Source organism: Novosphingobium sp. JCM 18896 (genome assembly GCF_025938095.1).
GTDB lineage: Bacteria > Pseudomonadota > Alphaproteobacteria > Sphingomonadales > Sphingomonadaceae > Novosphingobium.
In genome coordinates this window covers 19,937-38,996 of sequence record NZ_JAPCZF010000010.1, presented here as the reverse complement: position 1 = coordinate 38,996, position 19,060 = coordinate 19,937, and the positions used below count along the sequence as shown (strand labels likewise).

The following is a 19,060-nucleotide window of genomic DNA, read 5'->3' as shown; positions in this document are numbered from 1 at the left end:
CCGAGCGGATCCAGGAATTGCTGTTCGACGCGGCAAGGCTTGGTCGGATCGACGTCCTTCCCGCGCTGATCCAGGCCGGTGCCGACGTCGCCGCCCTGGATCCCGCAGGATACTCGCCGCTGATCCTGAGCTGCTACCACGGACATGTCGATGCGGCCCATCTGTTGCTGGCACACGGGGCGCCCGTGGACCAGCAGGACGGCGCTCGTGGCAACACGGCCTTGATGGGCGCAGCGTTCAAAGGGCTCGACGATATCGTCGAGCTCTTGCTCGCGAACGGCGCGCAGCCCGATGCTGCCAATCACGCCGGCCAGACCGCATTGATGTTCGCAGCGCTGTTTGGGCGAGCCGCCATCGTCGATAGGCTCCTCGCACGCGGCGCAGACCCGCATCGCCCTGATGCTGCCGGTAACAGCGCGCTGTCGGTAGCGCAGTCGCAGGCCAACGACCTCATGGCCGCTCGCCTCACGACCCGGTCGCTCGCGCGCTGCTGACGCTGCGATCTGTCTTTGGAAGGACGACGATATGGAACACTCGACCGCAATCGGACCTGACGACGCAAGCCCGGCCGATCGGCGCGAGACGCGCGCAACCACCGAGGGCGTCGACGCGCAGAACGCCAACGAGTTCGATATCGAGCACGGCCTTGCCGGCATCGAAGTGAAGCCGTTTTCGCCTGCCGCGCCCGGCACACCCAAGACAAGCCGGGCGCAAAAAGATGCCGGCAATAAGGATAGGCAGGCCCAGTCAGGCGGCCTCGTGTCGGAACGCCGCAACCCCGGCCGGGACGACGGAGTAAACGCTTCGACGGTCGATGGCGGCGCTAGCGAAGAATAAGGCCGAAAGCCGATCCGGGAAATTGCGCGGTGAAGGCGCTTCCCTCGCCGGCCTTGCGATGACACGGAGCCAAGGGCGCCTGAGACAGCCGGGTTGACGGTCGCAGTGAAAGCCGGCCCCTCCTGGAACCATGCCGACTGGATAGGGTTCGAGGTATATACAACGAGGAATTCGAGCATGACGAGCGAAAGCGACCTGGCGAAGCGTCTGCATGATGACGCACCGCCCGAGACTTCCAAGACGGCGTCTCCGGCGAGGGCATTGCTAGCCGAGACCGTGACGATCAACCGAACGGCGCAGGAGCTGTACGATTTCTGGCGAGACCCCGCCAATCTTGCAGGCGTGATGGAGAATATTGACGCCATCGAGGTGATTGATCGCGATCGCTCGCGCTGGACCGTCAAGGCGCCAGCCGGACGGACGGTAGGCTGGGAGTCGCTCATCACGCAGGACGAGCCGGGCCGCGCCATCACCTGGCAGTCTGGTCCGGATGCGGACGTCGCCAACAGCGGCCGTATCGAATTCAAGGAGGCCGGCGCGCGCGGCACGGTGGTGACGGCGACGATCGCCTACGACCCTCCGGGCGGCACGATCGGACAGTTCATCGCCAAGCTGTTTCAGCGCGAGCCCCGCATTCAAACGCGCCGGGATCTGCGGCGCTTCAAGCAGCTGATGGAAACCGGCGAGATCGCCACCGCAGCGCGGACCCGCAAGCAGCTCGAAGAGGAACAGGTCTGATGCGCGCCCTCACCTGGCACGGCAAGCACGACGTGCGCGTCGATACGGTCGACGACCCCGAGATCCTTAATCCCCGCGACGCGATTATCAGGATTACAGCGACGGCTATCTGCGGATCGGACCTCCATCTCTACGACGGCTACATCCCGACGATGAAGGCGGGCGACATCCTCGGCCACGAATTCATGGGCGAGGTCGTGGAGGTCGGCGCCAGGAGCACGCTCCAGCACGGGCAGAAGGTCGTGGTCCCGTTCACGATTTCCTGCGGCTCTTGCTATCACTGCGGCAAGCACCAGTATTCGGCCTGCGATAACGGCAATCCCGCGGACAACCAGGACATCGGCCGCGAGCTTTACGGCCAGCCCATGTCGGGACTCTTCGGTTACAGCCACATGACGGGCGGCTATGCCGGCGGCCAGGCCGAGTATGTCCGCGTACCGTTCAGCGATGTTGGTCCGATCGTGATCCCCGACGGCGTCGAGGATGAGAAGGTGCTCTTCCTCTCGGATATCTTGCCGACCGGTTGGATGGCCGCCGAGAACGCGCAGATTGAGCCCGGCGATACGGTCGCGGTTTGGGGCTGCGGCCCGGTCGGATTGTTCGCGGTGCAGTCGGCCTTTTTGATGGGCGCCGAGCGGGTCATCGCGATCGACCATTTCCCCCGTCGGTTGGAGCTCGCTCGCAGGTTCGGCGCCGAGGCGATAAATTTCGAGGAAACGAGGACCTATGAAGCGTTGATGGAAATGACCGGCGGCATCGGTCCCGACGCGGTAATCGACGCGGTCGGCCTCGAAGCGCACGGCTTCTTCGTCGACAATGTCGTCGACCAGATCAAAGCCTCGATGTTCCTGGGTACTGATCGCACTCACTCGATCCGTCAGGCGATCCTCGCCTGCCGCAAGGGCGGCCGCGTCTCGATGCCAGCGGTCTACGGCGGCTTCGTCGACAAGTTTCCGCTCGGTGCCTTTATGGAGAAGGGTCTGACGCTAAAGACGGGCCAGACCCACGTTCAGCATTTCATGCCGGGACTGCTCAACGCGATCGTCGAGGGAAAGATCGACACGACCTTCCTGATCTCGCACCGAATGGCGCTTGAGGACGCGCCCAAAGGTTACAAGATGTTCCACGACAATCAGAACGAAGTGACCAAGGTCGTGCTTAAGACCGACCTGGCCATGGCAGCCGAATAGGAGAGACAGCATGGCCGACAAATTCGCGATCGTCACGGGCGCGTCGACCGGCATCGGCGCCGAGCTTGCGAAACTTGCAGTGAAGGACGGCTACGATCTGCTTGTAGTTGCCGACACCCCGTTCGTAGACGCGTCCGCGGGCCTCCAGCACCTTGGGGCCGACGTGAAGACGCTCGAGGTCGATCTCTCCACCTTCGAGGGTGTCGACCAGCTCCTTTCGGCCGCGAGTGGCCGTCAGATCGATCTTCTGTGCGCCAATGCCGGACATGGGCTAGGCCACGCGTTTCTCGAACAGGATCCCAGCGCATGGCGCCATGTCATCGACACCAACGTCACCGGTACGCTCTATCTGTTACAGAAGGTGCTCCGAGCCATGGTCGCGCGCAATGCCGGCAAGGTGCTCGTCACCGGTTCGATCGCGGGGTTCATCCCGGGCAGCTTCAATGCCGTCTACAACGGGACAAAAGCTTTCGTCGACAATTTCACCGACGCGCTGCGCAACGAGATCAAGGATTGCGACGGGGTGACATTGACGACCCTGATGCCGGGCCCGGTCGATACCGAATTCTTCGCGCGCGGCGATATGATGGACACACAGGTCGGCCAGGATCCGAAGAAGTCCGACCCTGCCGATGTAGCCAAAGACGGCTACGACGCCGTCATGTCGGGCAAGGCTTCGATCGTGTCGGGCTGGAAGAACAAGATCCAGCAGGCCGTGGCCAATGTCACGCCAGCTGCGGTCCTCGCCGAGCAGCACCGCAAGATGGCTAAGCCCGGTACTGCCGATTCCTGAAAACTGGAAGGTCCCACCCGATCTGGGCGTTTTTGGCGGACGCCCACGCCTTCCACCGGGGGTCAAGCACTGTTCGAAGGTGCCTTCGGCTTGTCGCGGCTCGCACCTGTCGGATTCCCTTCGACCTGGCCAGGGTTAAGTCGCTCTTGCTCATGCTCCCAGATCTCGTCAGGGATCGGTTCGGCCCTGTTTTTCGCCTTGCTGTTGTCACCATCGAGGCATCCAGCTTCCACCGAGCCGACCTCAGACCTTGAATCTGCCGCTTTCCGATGGACACTCCGGGCTTGGTCGGCCGATGCAATCTGCTTTTCGTCATTGTCAGTCATGGTTGGCTCCGGGGAATATTGGATATCCCTCTCTCATCAAATTCTCAGCATCGACCCAAGTTCCTGGGACACTTTGCTGCAAGCAGTGCTGGCCTGTGTTTCGACGCCGGCGATGCGGTGCCGTCATTGGTTCGGCGTGAGACTCCTACGAGCTCGTCGCGCCAATCGTCACTGTTTTGCAGACCCACTAAGCGCGGATAAGCAGGACAAACTTTGCCCGTGGTCCTCTCGCGGCAGCCTCGTGTACGTCGCTGACCTCGGTCAATTTCTCGTGCGCAAGGGCCCCGGCGGCTGGGCGCTCCGCTCGGAGCGCTATTGGCGCCAGCCTATCTGCCGCTAACTATTCTAACGAGGCTCAAGATTGCACGCTCTTCATTGGCGCGCAGCGCCAGTTTAAGGCGTCTCGTCCGATGCGGCTACCAGACACGAAAGGAAAATTAATGGCGGACATCCCCCGATCTACCGCCACTTTGCACATCGGCTCCACCATCAGGCAGCCGCCAAAGGGAAGGAGCCAAGATCGAGGAGGTCACCAGGTCCAATGCCCGAACCGCGGCGGAGTGACGAGCGGCTCCGCCCGCGGGGCTTCACAGGATAATCGACGGCTGAACCCGCCAGCGGCGCAGCCGGCGCGGACTCGCAGCCGCCAAGGGCAATGATCCGGTCGCCAGGCCTTGCCCCTGGCAGCACATTGCAACCATAAAGTCCGACAATCCTCGAGGGATCCCGCAGGCAACCAGGAGCCATTCACCGCCCATGTTGGAGGCGCCATACCTTCTAGTCATTCTCGCGCTTCCCTTCCTGGGCAGTCTGGTTTCAGCATTCCTGCCCACCCGCGCCCGAACCCTTGCCGCCTGCGCTCTGCTCATCTGCTTCTATCCTTCGCTCGCCGATGGCCAAGTCGTGCGCCATGAGGTTCCCTGGCTGCCTTCGCTCGATCTCGATCTCACGCTCCGTCTCACCGGCTTCTCCTGGCTGCGGTGACGGAGGAAAACTGGAGCGTTCCCATGTCCCACGCGAGCGTCAGCAAACCGCGCCGTATCCTCCTCGCCACGGATTCTAACTCCGCGTTGCGACCGTGCGCTGGACCGCGCGGTTCAGCTCGCCGAGGAGTTCCAGGCCGAGCTGGGCGCCGCCTACATCATGGCTCCCACGGACACTCCCGAATACTATCTCGACCGAAGCCGACGGTCATGGGGCCGGATACCTGATTCCGTGGAGCGCATGGGCTGGCGCCTGCGACGCGACCTGGGAAGTGCCCTCTATCCCATCCGGGCAATCGTCGAAGAGGGTGCCCCTGCCGAGAGGCTGGTCGACCTCGCCACCCGGGAGAACTGCGATCTCGTCGTGACGGGGAATGCAGGACCTGAATCGCTCAGCCGCATGATAATCGGCAGCACCATCACAAGACTGATCCGTGGCCTGAAGCTTCCTGTCCTCATGGTGCATGACAGGTCGGTCCGGAGCTATCGGAACATACTCATAGCAACCGACTTCTCCGAAGCCTCGCTTCAGGCGCTGCAGTCCACCGCCGCTCTTTTCCGACCAGCGCCCTCACGTTGTTCCATGCCTACGACATTCCCTATGCGAGTTTCATCCTTGACGGGACATCGAGCAAGAGCGTCGATCGATCGAGAGGGATATCACCGCAAAGTTCATGAGCGACGCACGTATTGATCCTGAGGTGAAGACGCGGGCCACGGTCGTGATCGAACACGGTTCACCAGACACCCTTCTCGACGACTACATCGACCAGCACGCGATCGACCTCACGGTGATCGGCAGTCACGGCCGCGGCGCCGTCTTCGATGCCGTGATCGGCAGTACCGCCAAGCGACTGGTCGATAGGCTGGAAGAAGACCTACTTATCGTTCGATATTCGGAAGAACCAGCGGGCCAAGCTACAAACTGAACTTCGGGGTGCATGACTTCAAGCGGGAACCTGAGCGGCGTATAAAAGATTCCTCATCGATAAGCGGGAGCGCAGGCCTCCGCATCTGGCATACCGTCACGATGGAAGTTCGTCGGTTGATCCATAATGAGCGGCACCGCGCGATTGAGTAAGTAGATGAGGCTGCCTGCATCATCTGTGATCGGAAAATACTGCGACCGCCAGTGACGAAGAAGAACTTCTCCGCCAGCACCCTCTATATCGTACCGCTGCGCCGGGAGAGTATGGCGCCTCAAGGTCTGAGCGCAGATCTTGTACGCCTCGAAGGCGGTGATGACGTCATCGCCTTCCCTACCCCCGGGAAGGGCGGCGAACAGCTTGTCGCCTGCGATCGCGCTGCGCCTCGTGAACGTCGCGGCCTCCATTGCATGGTTCGCATCGACGATGCGCAATCCGGGGCGCGGATCCACCAGAAGGCAGGGATCGCTGGAGCCTTCCAGCATATCGAGGATCTCGCGCTTGCGTCGGCGGGAGAGGGAGAAGTATCCCGGCGAGGATCCGAACTGCCCGACGTGGGATTGCACTCCCAAGTATTCCGCTTGAAGTAGTGAAACCTCCCTCTGCAGGGAGGCGAAGCTCGGCTCAGCGGTATCCACCCTCGCTCGCTGGAGCGGCCTCGCTCTGGCAACAGAGCGTTTGAGAAGTGTTCGCAGCATGGTCAGATCCGTCACGGTCTCTTAAGCTGGATATTGAAGAAGATTCCATGAATCGATCCTTAGGGGATATACGGGCCCGCAAGAGCGGGACGAGCGGCGCGCCACGTAAACCGATCTCCCGGATGGTAGGTGTCGATCACCCCTGGGATTCTTCAAAATGCAAGCTGGAGCTGCGGTCGCACCACGGTCCTGAAGCCCCCACCTGGCAAACCCCGTCGCGATATGTTCGTCGCCATCCTCTGAAATTTCATGTCCAGCGAACGGACCCACTTCCGACCGCGCCGGCGTAGGTTCTCCCAGCAGGTTGGCGATCGCGAAACTACCAAACTTGCAACGATTGAGCGGCATGCCGATCTTCACTTCACTGCCACGGAGAACCGCGTTCCGCTGGCTACAGGTTTCGCCGACGAGCGGAACGACCCATCGGTCGCAATACGCAAGGACTGTGATGACAAAAGCCTCCGATCAGGAGGCCCGAGATTCGAAGGTGGTGGCCACGCGGGAGCAAGCCGAGCAGTTCAAGACCGGCCTTGCCGAGAAAGTGGGCGGGATGCTCCCGCGTGGACGCAGCCGAGCTGCTCGGAGTCTCCGAGGCCGCCGTCGACGAGCTGCGCGAGAGCGGACGACTTCTTGGCGTGTCCTGCGGAACCGAAATCCGGTTCCCCGCCGACCAGTTCGCAGGCCGCACTGTCCTGCCCGGCCTCGAGCCCGTACTCGCGGCCTTCGGCGAGATAGCTCCTTGAGGGCAGCTCCAGTCGCTCGTTGCGAAGATCGACGGGTTCGGGAAGAAGTCGGCTTCGCTACTCGACCTGCTCGCCATGGGCGTCGATGACGCGACCCGCGAGCAGTTGGTCCGGCTAGTCCGCGGCTGGAGCGCGTGACCGCACCACGCCGCTGATCGGCGCCCCGGGCCGCCTCAGTCCGTGACGGCGGCGTGCTCCCAATCGTCGTGATGGCTGCCGTCGACCTCGACGATCAGACGTCCCACCTACGCATTTGCGTCAGGCCCCCCCTCAGGCTTTCAGAGTGCGGCAGCCGAGGCGCCGATCAGGCCCTTATCTGAAGGTGCAGCACGGATTCGGCCAGAAGCGACTTCGGCGAGACTGCGGGCAGAGAACCTCGTGCATGGCCTCGGTGACCCAATGCTACATCGGCTCGACGATGCTGCCCGCAGCCTCTGCGGACAACATGGCTCAAGCTGGATTCGCTGACAAGGAATGGCGGCAAGACAAATATATTCCAGCCAGGTATCCTGCAACTTTGGGATGATCGGACTGAAAGGCGATGGAACCGGGCCCGGATCTCGGCGGTTTCGGGGCTGGACAAACGCTGGAGGCAGGACATGAAAGGCTTCGTGGACAACATCGAGCAGCTGACCGAGGACAACGAGCTCTTCCGCAAGGTCCTCTACACCGGCCACAACCTCCAACTCGTGGTGATGGCGATCCAGCCCGGAGATGAGATCGGCGAGGAGGTCCACGAAGACCGCGACCAGTTCTTCCGCATCGAGGCCGGTAGCGGCACTATCGTCATCGACGACGTTGAACACCATGTGAAGGCCGACGATGGCGTCATCGTGCCACAGGGCGCGAAGCACAATGTCATCGCCACCGGCGAGGAACCGCTGAAACTCTACACGATCTACGGCCCACCCGAGCATGTCGACCGCACAGTGCACCAAACCAAAGCGGCCGCTGACGCCGCCGATGAACATTTCGACGGCAGGACTACCGAATAAACGGTCGCAACACTGGGGACCGTCAACTTGGCTCAGCGGGGCGGCATTCCAAACGTCCGGCGCAGCGACAGAACTTTTTTGCTGCGGCCCCCAGTGCCTGTGTGACGCTGGCGTCAGGACGCAGTCCCTTGCGAAGGATGCTGAAAAGCTGAAGTCTTAGCGGTAGTGCAAGCGCCGCATCCCGCGTAGGAGATCGTCTATGGGAAACATGCCCGCACTATTCATTGGACATGGCAACCCAACGAACACGCTCGAATTGAACGGGTTCACGCGGTCTTGGTGAACCCTAGGCACGAAGCTGCCGAGACCCCGCGCCATACTCGTCGTGTCGGCGCACTGGTTCATCGGCGCGACGGCGGTCACCGCGATTGCGCGGCCGCGCACAATCCACGACTTCTACGGCTTCCCGCAGCCATTGTTCGACTTCGAGTATCCTGCAGACGGGTCGCCGGAGGTCGCGCAAGAGGTCGTCGAGGCGGCGAAGCCCGACTGGGTCGGACTCGATCGGGATCAATGGGGTCTCGATCATGGCACGTGGAGCGCGCTGGCCCATCTCTTCCCGCAGGCGGACGTTCCCGTAGTCCAGCTCCCGATCAATGCCCTCAAGCCGTTCGAATACCATGTCGCGCTGGGTGCCCGGCTGTCGGCGCTGCGAGAGAAGGGCGTGATGATACTGGCAAGTGGCAACGTCGTTCACAATCTGCGGCTCGTCGAGTGGGACAAGCCCACCGCCCGCGCAGAATGGGCCCAGCGCTTCGACGAGGCGGTGCGCAGACAGATGGCCGAAGATCCGTCCGCGATCCTCAAGCTTTCCGAGTATCCCGACTTCGACAGGGCCGTCCCGACGCCCGACCACTACATCCCTCTACTTTACACGGCGGGGATCGCCGCGACCGAGGGAAAATCGCAATCGCTGATACAAGGCTATTCGCTCGGTTCGCTATCGATGATCAGCTACAATATCGGTCCGGAGATCGACTTGCCTTGCGAGGCCGAGGGGGCTGCGGACATGCCCGCCGACCAGACCAATATCTAGATGATCGCCGCCCTCCGATAGGGTGCGGTCCGAGCATTCGCTCGCGATAGTGACATGACCCCGGTACGCCATCGCTCCGGGGTCATCCCTTGTAGGCCCTCAGTTCGCCGCAAAATGCCCGGCCGAACGCAAATCGGTCGCAACGCGCTTGGTGTCACGCCCCGCTGCGTTCACGAGATGGGTTCGCACGTCATCGGCACGTCGCGCGATGGAGGTCGCGACGTTCGCTCTGTTTTCCGAGCACTTGCCGTAGTGGCTGCCCCGCATCACGCTATCGTCGTCCAGACGATGGGATAGCTTGGCACCGTTTGGGTGGCTCACATCACGGGTCACGGCTACTCGTGCCGACCAGAGGCAGCGCTCAGTGCTCGGCCTCGTCCCTGCCGACATCCCGATCTGCCTAGTAGTGACCTTCGTATCGGCGCGATAGGCGACTTCGTATCGCTGCCCCTGATGCTCGACGTTCGTCCGATGAACCTGATCTGCCACAGTCACAGCTCCGGCCGCAGCCATGGCAAGCAAAGATAAAATCACAACATACTCCTCTATCCAGCAAAATGGATCGAGCTCACGGGTATGCTGAAAAAGTAGGAGGCCCCGTAAGTTCGATACGTCCGACATCACGAGACTTATCTCGCCAGAGGGGCCCGGTACGTGCGTCAAACCTACGTCGAACGGCGGACATTTCAATGGGATGATTTCGAGCATCGGTCCGGGCAACAATTTGTTACAGCCGAAATCAATCCGCTCACCGTTCTCGCTCGCGCGATCTTCCGCCATGAATGCGATCAAACCTACCCGCCAAATAAAACGGCCCGCAACGAAGGCTTGGGCCGTTCAAGAGATGGGCACCGCCTGGGGGATTGGCATGTCCTTGGGCCGTTGTGGCAGCGAACCGCCGTATAACATGAGCCTGCCCGACCGCATAGCAGCTGGGCATGAGCGCGAAACTTCATGCACCCACGGAAGATGGTCCCCCGCGCAGCCTGTTCCTGACAGCAAGCCAGGGCAGCGATCACATTGAAGCATTAGCACTATCCCCGAGGCTCAATGCGGGATCACCTCATGGAGCGTCATCGGATCCGATGATCCCGCCTTCGCCTTCCAACCGAACAATCTGCCTTACGTCCTGCCTGGTGAATTTCAACCTGACGCCGGCACCCATGCCGCCCGTCTCCTCGATCACTATCACACCGTAGTGGTCGAGCCCTCGGCGGACGGCCTCAGCCTCCTCCTTCGAGCTGACCCACGAGCGGCCGCCGGCCTCCAGCCGATGAACGACATCCACATCGAGGCCGCACGCCGCTGCAAAGTCGACTGGATGGACGCCGGCCAAGGCGCGCGCTGCGGCTATCAAGCGACCAGTGACCCGAGTTCCAGTGTCCATGCGCGTACTTCCTGACAAGCGGGTTCTCAAAATGCCCTATGCGGCAGCCTCAGGCTACCTATTTCGATGACATTGAATGCGGATGGCGCGCTGTCGGCCAGCGCGGGCGAGCAGCACGAATCCTTCCGAACGGACCTATCGACGTACCTCGACCATCCGCCGGCGATGGCTCTCCCGTGATCAGAGGCAGGTAGGAACCCGGCCGATCAGGTGACGTCATCGGCCAGCCTGAGACATACTCGAGAAAGACTGGATGGGATGGGTGATCGCCTTGATCTCCGCATTCATCGTCGGCTGGCTAGCAGGGCCGAGACACTATCTCTGGCTTCATAGCCCCTCGGTCAGCGACGCGGGCACATCGTACCCCCACTCCTTGTACTGCCGAGCAATGACTGCGGCCATGAGGGCCAGCTCTGGCGAGCGATCCCCCGGCCTATGGCTCATGATGATGGGCGAGGTAGCCGGCTCCACCAAGTCGCGAAAAACCATGTCGTGGCTGCGCGCGCGGCGCGTGGATTCGGGCATGATCGCCACGCCCTCCTCCGCCGCCACAAGACCGATGGCGACCTGCAGCTCACGGACTTCGTGAACCACGCGCGGTTCGATCGCGTAGTCTCGGAAAAGCGAAATGACCTGATCGGCGTAGCTGGGGCGCGGCGCTCGCGGATAGATGATCTGCGGCTCATCCGCGAGGTCGCGCAGCGAAATGGGACCTTCGCCCGCACCCAGCGGATGGTCCACCGGGAAGGCGGCGACGAGCTTTTCGTCGCGTAGGACGATGCGGCACACCGCCGGATCCTCGAAACGGATGCGCCCGAAGCCCACGTCGATGCGCCCGTCCATAGGCGCCGCGATCTGCTCGAGAGTGGAGCTTTCGACCATGATCAGCTCGACGTTCTCGGCCACCTTGCGGAATTCGCGGATCAGTTCGGGCAGGCGCGCGTATATCGTGGAAGCGACGAAGCCGATCACAAGGCGCCGCCGGCAGCTGGTGACCGCCGTCTCACCATCGCCTCGACATCCTCCATGCGCGCGATCATCTGGACTGCCTGCGCGTAGAGCAACCTACCCACATCCGTCAGCCGAAGCGGCCGGCTCGCGCGGTCGAGCAGCGGCGCCCCGACATGGGCCTCGAGCTGCTGGATCGCCCGCGACAGGGGCGGCTGCGCGATGTGCAGCCGGTCCGCGGCCCCGGTTGAAGCGGCCTTCCTCCGTCACCGCCACGAAGTACCGTAGAAGACGCAAGTCGATCACGATCCGAACACCCAGCAGAAACCTCAAGTCCATACCCGTTAGGTATACCCGATTTCCGCACCCGTCAGCCATCGACACGGCGATGCGGAAGCCAGGCAGCGTTGCGAGCGGCCGCCGCGATCGAGACCGATTTCAGCGGGACCAGTTGGTACTGATTGCGCGCCAGTAGCCGTCAATGGCCTGCGACAGAAGCGCAGGCGGTACCTCCCGGGCAATCACGTCGTTGAGGATGGGGACGAGGCCGTCGCCGAATTTCGAAAGGTAGTCGAACGGCACCGCCTCGACGATCTCGTCCGAAAGGCCGTCCGCCCGACCGCACATGACCTCGATCAGGAACCCAACCAGGCGCCTCGCCATATCGGCATCCTGAACGGATGGCCCGCCGTGCTCGTCGAGGGAGAAATGCCGCGACATCGCCTCCTCGATGTCCGCACAACGCAACTTGACGTAGGTCGCGAGATTACTCTCGGCCGGTTGCTTCACCTCGTGTCTCCGTCAACGCCGCGTCGCGGCGGACCCAACTCCTGCATTCGCCGCGAGCCGATTACGGCCACAGTCCGCCTCGACGGCGCCGCGCGGCCTACCGGCCGCGGCGCGCCGAGGCCGCGTATCGGGTCATGAGGCTGCCACCGTGCGCCTGGAGACGAAGGAAAGTCTGGTGGATGACCATCTGGGCACCGTATCACCGAAGCGGCTCCAGGCAAAATCCAGGCCCTTCACCCTTCCGTCGGACGTGCCAGCCACCGCTGTTGTGACGGCAAGCGATCCCATCGAGCAAGGCCGTGCGGTACCACCCCGGATCTGCCCAGGCGTTGCATCGGCAACCGGTTGAAATCCGTCCGTCAGCCCCCAGATCAAAGCTAAAGAAAAGGAGGCGCGGAGTGCCGGGTAGGGCACATTGGTGGGATCAGCGAGGGCCGTATGCAGCGCTCCTACTTCTATTCGGCCTGCTAGCCGGCGCTTCCTCGTTTTCGGGTCCGCCCGTCATCCACGATGCAGTCTCTCGGCTCGCTCCGGCCCGCCCGAGCAATGCTACAGCGCTTCCCAGCGCGATCCTCCGCGCCAATTCCCGTGAGACCCCGCTGGTGCTCCTGGGGGACTTCGACCTACCGCCCTCACCCAAGTTCGTGCGCCGGGTCGGTCTGGCGCATCCCGCGTCACCCGTAGGACCCGCCCTCTCCGCCAGCACACGCGGCGGGCGTTCGGCCTACTATCGGGCGCGCGCTCCTCCCCAGGCTTGAAGCCGCAATTCGCTCAAGCAGCGGGCGCACGGCGCTCGCATCATCCTTTGGAGGAAAATCATGTCAGCTGCAGCCTTTAGACTGACGAACATTCATCGCCGCCTGGACGAGGCCATCAAGAGGGAGAGCCGCGCCGTAGTCCCGGACACCTTCAGGCTTCTACGGCTCAAGAAACTTCGACTCGCCGTAAAGGACCGCCTGGCCGCGCTTATTCGGAGGAAGGCGAAGAACTGATGTTGCGGCCGGCGCCCCAACGGGGGCGCCGGCTCGCCACCAAGACATATGCGGAACGACCTCCGTGCTAGGCTATGCTTTGCAACCGGGACCGGGAAAGCGGCGCTCTGAGCGCTCGTCACGCTCGCCGATCCCCCGGATGGTCTCAAGGCTGCCAGATCTCCCCCTTCAGCGATCTTGCGCAGCGTCGGCGTCGGAACTGGAAACGCGTCAATCGCTTTCCTTCCTTGGAGGTCTTCGCCGACTAACTCCGGTTAAGCGCCTGGTCTATGTCCGCGATGATGTCGTCGATATGCTCGATTCCGACGGAGATGCGAACCAGATCCCTGCTGACGCCTGCCTTCGCGAGTTCCTCGTCGCTCAGCTGCCGGTGGGTAGTGGACGCCGGATGACAGGCCAACGACTTGGCGTCACCGATGTTCACGAGCCTGAGTATCATCTGGAGGCCATCGATGAACCGGCCTCCCGCCTCCTCGCCACCGTCGATGCCGAAGCTCAGAATGCCAGATGCCTTCCCGCGAGTGAGCTTCTGGGCCAGCCCGTTGTAAACGCTATCTGGCAGACCTGCGTAATTGACCCACCGCACCCTCGGATGGCTTCGCAGGTGCTCCGCCACCCTGAGCGCGTTCTCGCAGTGCCGTTCCATCCGGAGCGCCAGCGTCTCCAGCCCCTGCAGCAGAAGAAACGCGCTGTACGGCGACAGCGCGGCACCGGTGTTCCGGAGCGGACCGACCCTCGCCCGACCGATGAAAGCCGCAGGTCCCAGCGCCTCAGTGTACACGACCCCGTGGTATGAGGGGTCAGGCTCGTTCAGGATCGCGAACCGCTCCTTGTCGGCGGTCCAGTCGAAGCGTCCGCTGTCGACGATCATCCCGCCTATCGTCGTGCCGTGCCCGCCGATGTATTTGGTGAGCGAGTGGATCACGATGTCCGCACCGAAGTCGATCGGGCGGCACAGGATGGGCGTGGCGACAGTATTGTCGACGATCACCGGGACACCGTTGCGATGGGCGACCTCGGCGACCTTCCCGATGTCCACGATGTTTCCGGCAGGATTGCCGATCGACTCCAGGAACACCGCCTTGGTACGGTGGTCGATGGCGGCCTCCAAGGACGCGAGATCCGCGCCATCGACCAATCGCACGTCGATGCCCTGACGGGGGAAGGCGTGCATGAAGAGGTTGTAGGTGCCTCCATACAGCTGAGACACCGAGACGATGTTGTCGCCCGCCCCCGCGATCGCCTGGATGGCATAGGTGATGGCCGCCATGCCCGACGCGAGACCAAGTCCCGCGATACCCCCCTCCATCTCGGCGACGCGCGCCTCAAGAACCGCGGTGGTGGGGTTCATGATCCGGGTGTAGATGTTCCCCTCCACCTTGAGGTCGAAGAGGTCCGCGCCGTGCTGCGTGTCGTCGAACGTGTAGGACGTGGTCTGGTATACCGGGACCGCAGCTGCACGGGTGGTCGGCTCCGGAACATAACCATGGTGTAGGGCGATCGATTCCAGCTTCATGTCAGGCTCCTTGTCCGCGACCTTGAAGCCTCTTTGGTCGTACGCCGTCAACCGGACGGTTACTCGTCGAGCCCGAGCCTAGATCCGCAAGGGATGCGCGGCGACGACGTTCGATCCGCGTTCGATGGCACCGTCACCGCGTCCGGGCCGAGCTTGCGCGTCATCGTTCCGTACCACGTCACCCGGCGTGAGCGATCCGGCGTAACGTTGCATCGCTCACCGGGGCTCGTTTGACTTGACAGAAGGTCCGGCCGCATACTCCCTGGCATGTACAGCAGATATCCCGTGTCACTCCATCCTGGCAGCAGCACTCCGCGCCTGCAGGCCCCAGGGGCGGCATACCACTTCCGCCGCTGGGGTAAGAAGGCGTCGCTGCGCCCCGTATCTCCGGGTTGCTGCGAAACAATCGATCGTTCGTACGCTTAACGAACGTGACGCCCATTGTGATTCCGATCCGACCTGGCCCGCCGCCCTAGTGAGCGCGCGCCCGTCAGACTTCAGGTCGGCTTCCGGAACCCGGAGTGCCAATTGCTACTGACCCGTTTCAGCGCCCTAGCGGTCGCTATCATCACCATGATCGTCTCAGGCTACTACCTGCCACACGTCTGGGCGATCCCGATGTTCATTGTCGCCGCAGCCCTCACCTTCGTGGGCCTCTACGACCTCACGCAGCCAGTCCACTCCGTCAGGCGCAACTATCCGATCATCGGTCACCTGCGCTGGTTCTTCGAGGAGATCCGCCCAGAGATCCGGCAGTACATGATCGAGGGCGACCAGGATAAGACCCCGTTCTCGCGAAGCCAGCGATCGCTGGTATACGCCCGGGCCAAGGACGAGGTGAGCGATCGCGCGTTCGGCACGCTACTCGACGTCTACGAGAATGGATACGAGTTCATCGCGCACTCCGTGCGCTCCGCTCCGCCCACCGACCCGGCGAAGTTCCGGCTCCGGATCGGCGGCGAGTCCTGTACTCAGCCCTACTCCAGCAGCATCCTGAACATCTCGGCCATAAGCTTCGGCTCATTGAGCGCCAATGCGATCCGTGCGCTCAACAAGGGCGCGGCGCTCGGCGGCTTCGCACACGACACTGGAGAGGGCAGCATCAGTCCCTATCACCGCGAGGCGGGCGGCGACCTGATCTGGGAGATCGGCAGCGGTTACTTTGGATGCCGCACGGCAGACGGCAACTTCGATCCGATCCAGTTCGAGAAGCAGGCACGCAACGCGCAGGTCAAGATGATCGAAGTCAAGCTCAGCCAGGGTGCGAAGCCGGGACACGGCGGCATCCTCCCGGCTGAGAAGGTGACGCCGGAAATCTCTCAGACACGCGGCGTGCCGACAGGCGAGGACTGCATATCGCCGGCGCGGCACCGCGCTTTCTCGACGCCGCTTGAATTTACGCACTTCCTGTCCGAACTGCGCCGTCTCTCCGGCGGCAAGCCCGTTGGCTTCAAGCTCTGCGTGGGTCAGCCCTGGGAATTCATGGGGATAGTCAAGGCCATGCGCGAAAGCGGCGTCCTGCCCGACTTCATCGTGGTCGACGGCGCGGAAGGCGGCACTGGGGCCTCGCCGGCCGAATTCATCGATCACCTGGGCATGCCACTGCGCGAAGGCCTCCTATTCGTGCACAACACGCTGGTGGGCGCCGGTCTCCGCAATCGGATCCGGGTCGGAGCTGCGGGAAAGATCGTCAGCGCCTTCGACATCGCTGCGACGCTCGCGCTGGGGGCCGATTGGACCAACGCCGGACGCGGCTTCATGTTCGCGCTCGGCTGCATCCAGTCGCTGACCTGTCACACGAACCGATGTCCCGTGGGCGTCGCTACGCAGGATCCGCTGCGACAACGGGCGCTCGTCGTTCCGGACAAGGCCGAGCGCGTCGCCAACTTCCACCGGAACACGCTGCTCGCCCTATCCGACATGCTGGCGGCGGCGGGGCTCGCCCAGCCGTCCATGATCGGGCCGCATCATCTGGTCCGCCGCGTCAGCCCCACCGAAGTGCGGATGTTCTCGCAGCTCCACACCTTCCTCGAGGACGGTGACCTCCTCCGCAAGAGACCCGAGCAGGACTTCTATAGCGCCGCATGGAGCCTGGCGCGGGCCGACAGCTTCAGCATCGGGCAATGAGCCACGGGTACGCCCGGACGCGATGCTTCGCCGAACCCGCGCGGAGGGAGGACGCGGCCACATGACCGTTCCGCTCTCGCGATCGGCCGACGAGCAGGCAAGACGGCATGGCCGGCAACACGTCTCGCCTCCTTGTCGGCAATGATCCTTCATTCAGCCGTACCTTCGCGCGACGCGATACTCGGTCAGCCATGCGGCGAGCCCGACGAGCTGACCGACGGCCGAACACCCCGCACAGCGCCGAAGATTATATCGAAGAATTGGAAGCAGCGCCCCACATCCAGCACCTCAATTGCGTAATTCGCCGCGACCAAGCTTGATCACAGCCAGGAGCCGTTAAAATATTCGTTGCTGACCTTTTTTCAGAGATCCTTATCAATCCCGATTTCTTTAGGACGATTGGCGCACGGCAATGAAATCAGAATGCCACGCCAATTGACTTCCATCGCATCATGGACAATAGTAGCCCGGTCATGATGACCATGAAGCATCATTCCGAGATCCACCCGGGGAGCAGCACCGCACGCCTGCCCGCCCTAGGTAGCTCGCGCAAGCTGCGCGCCAAGGGCTTCACTTCCCGTCGACCGCGCCAGACGGCGCAACGGTCCAATCAAATTCGCGAGCAATAGCGCGTTCGGCCAACGTCACGACCACCGGCTCACGCTGGAGGCAGATCGTGTCCTCTCACTTCGTGGTGGAAGCTGACCACGCGATCGCGGGCGTCGCCGTCCGGATCCCAAGGGGCTTCCGCTTCAGTTCAAATCCGCGGTTCGTCGACTTGGGCGGCCGCGTGTTCCAGCGCGCACGCGCGCTGGCGAGCACAGTGCGGGCATTGACCAGGAATCTCGCGAGGGGCCGTTGCTGCACACGCGGCCGCGTCAGCCCGGTTCGGCAAACGACGCAGCGGTCCTGAGAGCAAAGACATCGCTGGCCAGCCCGCTGCGACGTTCAACGTCGCGAGGGCGCCGGAGATGATAACCGAGAGCAAGATCGGTCCCGCGTGCTATCGCGTTCGCTGTCGAACAACCTGATGACGTCGACGTCAACGCGATCGTCATCCGGCCGACCGCACAGCAGTTCTGATTTCGACGAGGAGGCGGGGCCGCATGTGCTCCGCCTCTAGGGGAACGACCGGCCCGTTCGTCCGTTACTTTGCGGAATGATATCTGCCCGTTTCATTTGAGGAGTCATTTATGCCCAAACTTGCCCTGTATGTACCAATGAAGGCCAAGCCCGGAAAAGAGCGCGATGTCGCCGATTTCCTGACCTCGGCATTGCCGCTCGTTCAAGCTGAGCCGGGCACTCTGACCTGGTATGCGATCGAGGAAGGCCCCGGTGCGTACGCGATCTTCGATACGTTCGACACGGAGGAGGATCGGCAGGCCCATCTTGACGGCAAGGTTGCCGCCGCACTGATGGAGAAGGCAGAAGAACTGTTTTCCGAACCGCCGCAGATTCACAAGTTCACCCTGCTGGCCGCGAAATAGCGGAGCGGTCGGCACCCTAGCGCGTCGCTCTCGCCCGCGGGGGGACCCGCGCGCGGCGGCGTGCGTTGAGCGGTTTTCCCCGAACCGGCCACGGAGACACGCCATGCACACCATCCAGACACTCGACCTGAACGACGCGCGGACGATCATCGATGCGGGGATCGCGGAGGCCGAGCGAATCGGCAACCCGATGAACATCGCGGTGGTGGACGCGGGCGGCTGCCTCCTAGCGTTCGCGCGGATGGACGATGCGTGGCGCGGCAGCGTCGACATCGCGATCGGCAAGGCGTGGACGGCGCGCGCGTTCGACGTCGAGACCAAGGCGCTGGCGAAGCTCGCCCAGCCGGGCGCCGACTTCTACGGCATCCATGCCTCCAACGACGGCAAGGTGATGATCTTTGCCGGGGGCGTGCCGATCAAGGAGGGCGATACGGTTATCGGCGCGGTGGGCGTGTCGGGCGGCACCGGCAAGCAGGGCCAGGGCGTGGCCGAGGCAGCGGCGCAGGCGTTCGCGCGCGGCTGAGCCTTAGAGCGCGGTGCCGGGCGCGG

21 protein-coding genes and 3 pseudogenes are annotated in these 19,060 nt (G+C 62.9%); 17 read left to right on the top strand and 7 right to left on the bottom strand.

What is annotated here, in order from left to right:
* Nucleotides 1-17: 17 nt before the first annotated feature.
* The 5 genes from OLX23_RS23370 to OLX23_RS23350 all read left to right on the top strand — a co-directional run bounded on the left by OLX23_RS23370 (nucleotide 18) and on the right by OLX23_RS23350 (nucleotide 3,558).
* Nucleotides 18-494, top strand: coding sequence for an ankyrin repeat domain-containing protein (locus tag OLX23_RS23370; protein WP_319641345.1), 477 nt, complete (start codon nucleotides 18-20; stop codon nucleotides 492-494).
* Nucleotides 495-525: 31 nt separating this feature from the next.
* Nucleotides 526-837: a hypothetical protein gene (locus tag OLX23_RS23365; protein WP_264447689.1), complete on the top strand. Its 312-nt coding sequence runs from the start codon at nucleotides 526-528 to the stop codon at nucleotides 835-837.
* A gap of 177 nt (nucleotides 838-1,014) precedes the next feature.
* Complete coding sequence (locus tag OLX23_RS23360; RefSeq protein WP_264447688.1) at nucleotides 1,015-1,575, top strand: SRPBCC family protein; 561 nt, start codon at nucleotides 1,015-1,017, stop codon at nucleotides 1,573-1,575.
* Nucleotides 1,575-2,765: a zinc-dependent alcohol dehydrogenase gene (locus tag OLX23_RS23355; RefSeq protein ID WP_264447687.1), complete on the top strand. Its 1,191-nt coding sequence runs from the start codon at nucleotides 1,575-1,577 to the stop codon at nucleotides 2,763-2,765. Before OLX23_RS23360 ends, OLX23_RS23355 begins: the two co-directional genes overlap by 1 nt.
* Before the next feature lie 10 nt (nucleotides 2,766-2,775).
* Nucleotides 2,776-3,558, top strand: a complete 783-nt coding sequence (locus OLX23_RS23350) for an SDR family NAD(P)-dependent oxidoreductase (protein WP_264447685.1) — start codon at nucleotides 2,776-2,778, stop codon at nucleotides 3,556-3,558.
* 62 nt (nucleotides 3,559-3,620) lie between these two features.
* Here OLX23_RS23350 and OLX23_RS23345 read toward each other — a convergent pair whose 3' ends face one another.
* Entirely contained in the window at nucleotides 3,621-3,884 is a 264-nt protein-coding gene (locus OLX23_RS23345; RefSeq protein ID WP_264447684.1) for a hypothetical protein, read from the bottom strand.
* 756 nt (nucleotides 3,885-4,640) lie between these two features.
* Between OLX23_RS23345 and OLX23_RS23340 the strand changes: the two genes are divergently transcribed.
* The 3 genes from OLX23_RS23340 to OLX23_RS23335 all read left to right on the top strand — a co-directional run bounded on the left by OLX23_RS23340 (nucleotide 4,641) and on the right by OLX23_RS23335 (nucleotide 5,796).
* Complete coding sequence (locus tag OLX23_RS23340) at nucleotides 4,641-4,868, top strand: hypothetical protein (RefSeq protein WP_264447682.1); 228 nt, start codon at nucleotides 4,641-4,643, stop codon at nucleotides 4,866-4,868.
* Between the two features lie 72 nt (nucleotides 4,869-4,940).
* Entirely contained in the window at nucleotides 4,941-5,561 is a 621-nt protein-coding gene (locus OLX23_RS25870) for a universal stress protein (RefSeq protein ID WP_413629932.1), read from the top strand.
* Nucleotides 5,542-5,796 carry a universal stress protein gene (locus tag OLX23_RS23335; RefSeq protein WP_264447681.1) on the top strand — a complete coding sequence of 85 codons (255 nt, stop codon included), beginning with the start codon at nucleotides 5,542-5,544 and terminating at the stop codon, nucleotides 5,794-5,796. The genes OLX23_RS25870 and OLX23_RS23335 overlap by 20 nt, the downstream gene beginning before the upstream one ends.
* 53 nt (nucleotides 5,797-5,849) lie before the next feature.
* Here OLX23_RS23335 and OLX23_RS23330 read toward each other — a convergent pair whose 3' ends face one another.
* Entirely contained in the window at nucleotides 5,850-6,431 is a 582-nt protein-coding gene (locus OLX23_RS23330; protein WP_264447680.1) for a hypothetical protein, read from the bottom strand.
* Nucleotides 6,432-7,051: 620 nt separating this feature from the next.
* Between OLX23_RS23330 and OLX23_RS23325 the strand changes: the two genes are divergently transcribed.
* From OLX23_RS23325 to ygiD, 3 genes and pseudogenes are all read left to right on the top strand, one after another.
* Nucleotides 7,052-7,234 carry a helix-turn-helix domain-containing protein gene (locus OLX23_RS23325; protein ID WP_264447679.1) on the top strand — a complete coding sequence of 61 codons (183 nt, stop codon included), beginning with the start codon at nucleotides 7,052-7,054 and terminating at the stop codon, nucleotides 7,232-7,234.
* A gap of 599 nt (nucleotides 7,235-7,833) precedes the next feature.
* Nucleotides 7,834-8,229, top strand: a complete 396-nt coding sequence (locus OLX23_RS23320; protein ID WP_264447678.1) for a cupin domain-containing protein — start codon at nucleotides 7,834-7,836, stop codon at nucleotides 8,227-8,229.
* Between the two features lie 295 nt (nucleotides 8,230-8,524).
* Nucleotides 8,525-9,265, top strand: a pseudogene (ygiD, locus tag OLX23_RS23315) (4,5-DOPA dioxygenase extradiol); the annotation flags it as partial.
* A 99-nt stretch (nucleotides 9,266-9,364) separates the two neighbouring features.
* Here the strand turns inward: ygiD and OLX23_RS23310 are convergent.
* From OLX23_RS23310 to OLX23_RS23295, 4 genes and pseudogenes are all read right to left on the bottom strand, one after another.
* On the bottom strand, nucleotides 9,365-10,045 hold the full coding sequence (locus OLX23_RS23310; protein ID WP_264447676.1) for a hypothetical protein: 681 nt from the start codon (nucleotides 10,043-10,045) through the stop codon (nucleotides 9,365-9,367).
* A gap of 283 nt (nucleotides 10,046-10,328) precedes the next feature.
* The gene (locus OLX23_RS23305) at nucleotides 10,329-10,652 is read right to left on the bottom strand and encodes an XRE family transcriptional regulator (RefSeq protein WP_264447675.1); all 324 of its coding nucleotides are present in this window, start codon (nucleotides 10,650-10,652) and stop codon (nucleotides 10,329-10,331) included.
* 327 nt (nucleotides 10,653-10,979) lie between these two features.
* Nucleotides 10,980-11,903, bottom strand: a pseudogene (locus OLX23_RS23300) (LysR family transcriptional regulator).
* Nucleotides 11,904-12,038: 135 nt separating this feature from the next.
* A complete protein-coding gene (locus OLX23_RS23295; protein ID WP_264447674.1) occupies nucleotides 12,039-12,389 on the bottom strand; it encodes a hypothetical protein in 351 nt (116 codons plus the stop codon).
* Between the two features lie 818 nt (nucleotides 12,390-13,207).
* Between OLX23_RS23295 and OLX23_RS23290 the strand changes: the two genes are divergently transcribed.
* Nucleotides 13,208-13,381 carry a DUF465 domain-containing protein gene (locus OLX23_RS23290; RefSeq protein WP_264447673.1) on the top strand — a complete coding sequence of 58 codons (174 nt, stop codon included), beginning with the start codon at nucleotides 13,208-13,210 and terminating at the stop codon, nucleotides 13,379-13,381.
* A gap of 244 nt (nucleotides 13,382-13,625) precedes the next feature.
* Here OLX23_RS23290 and OLX23_RS23285 read toward each other — a convergent pair whose 3' ends face one another.
* Nucleotides 13,626-14,897 carry an O-acetylhomoserine aminocarboxypropyltransferase/cysteine synthase family protein gene (locus OLX23_RS23285; RefSeq protein ID WP_264447672.1) on the bottom strand — a complete coding sequence of 424 codons (1,272 nt, stop codon included), beginning with the start codon at nucleotides 14,895-14,897 and terminating at the stop codon, nucleotides 13,626-13,628.
* Nucleotides 14,898-15,425: 528 nt separating this feature from the next.
* Here OLX23_RS23285 and OLX23_RS23280 point away from each other — a divergent pair.
* The 5 genes and pseudogenes from OLX23_RS23280 (at nucleotide 15,426) to OLX23_RS23265 (ending at nucleotide 19,034) form a co-directional block, all read left to right on the top strand.
* Complete coding sequence (locus OLX23_RS23280; protein ID WP_264447670.1) at nucleotides 15,426-17,024, top strand: FMN-binding glutamate synthase family protein; 1,599 nt, start codon at nucleotides 15,426-15,428, stop codon at nucleotides 17,022-17,024.
* A gap of 473 nt (nucleotides 17,025-17,497) precedes the next feature.
* Complete coding sequence (locus OLX23_RS23275; protein ID WP_264447668.1) at nucleotides 17,498-17,653, top strand: hypothetical protein; 156 nt, start codon at nucleotides 17,498-17,500, stop codon at nucleotides 17,651-17,653.
* Between the two features lie 355 nt (nucleotides 17,654-18,008).
* Nucleotides 18,009-18,107, top strand: a pseudogene (locus OLX23_RS25790) (oxidoreductase); the annotation flags it as partial.
* 110 nt (nucleotides 18,108-18,217) lie between these two features.
* A complete protein-coding gene (locus OLX23_RS23270; RefSeq protein ID WP_264447666.1) occupies nucleotides 18,218-18,511 on the top strand; it encodes a putative quinol monooxygenase in 294 nt (97 codons plus the stop codon).
* Between the two features lie 103 nt (nucleotides 18,512-18,614).
* A complete protein-coding gene (locus OLX23_RS23265; RefSeq protein WP_264447664.1) occupies nucleotides 18,615-19,034 on the top strand; it encodes a GlcG/HbpS family heme-binding protein in 420 nt (139 codons plus the stop codon).
* The last annotated feature ends 26 nt before the right edge of the window (nucleotides 19,035-19,060 follow it).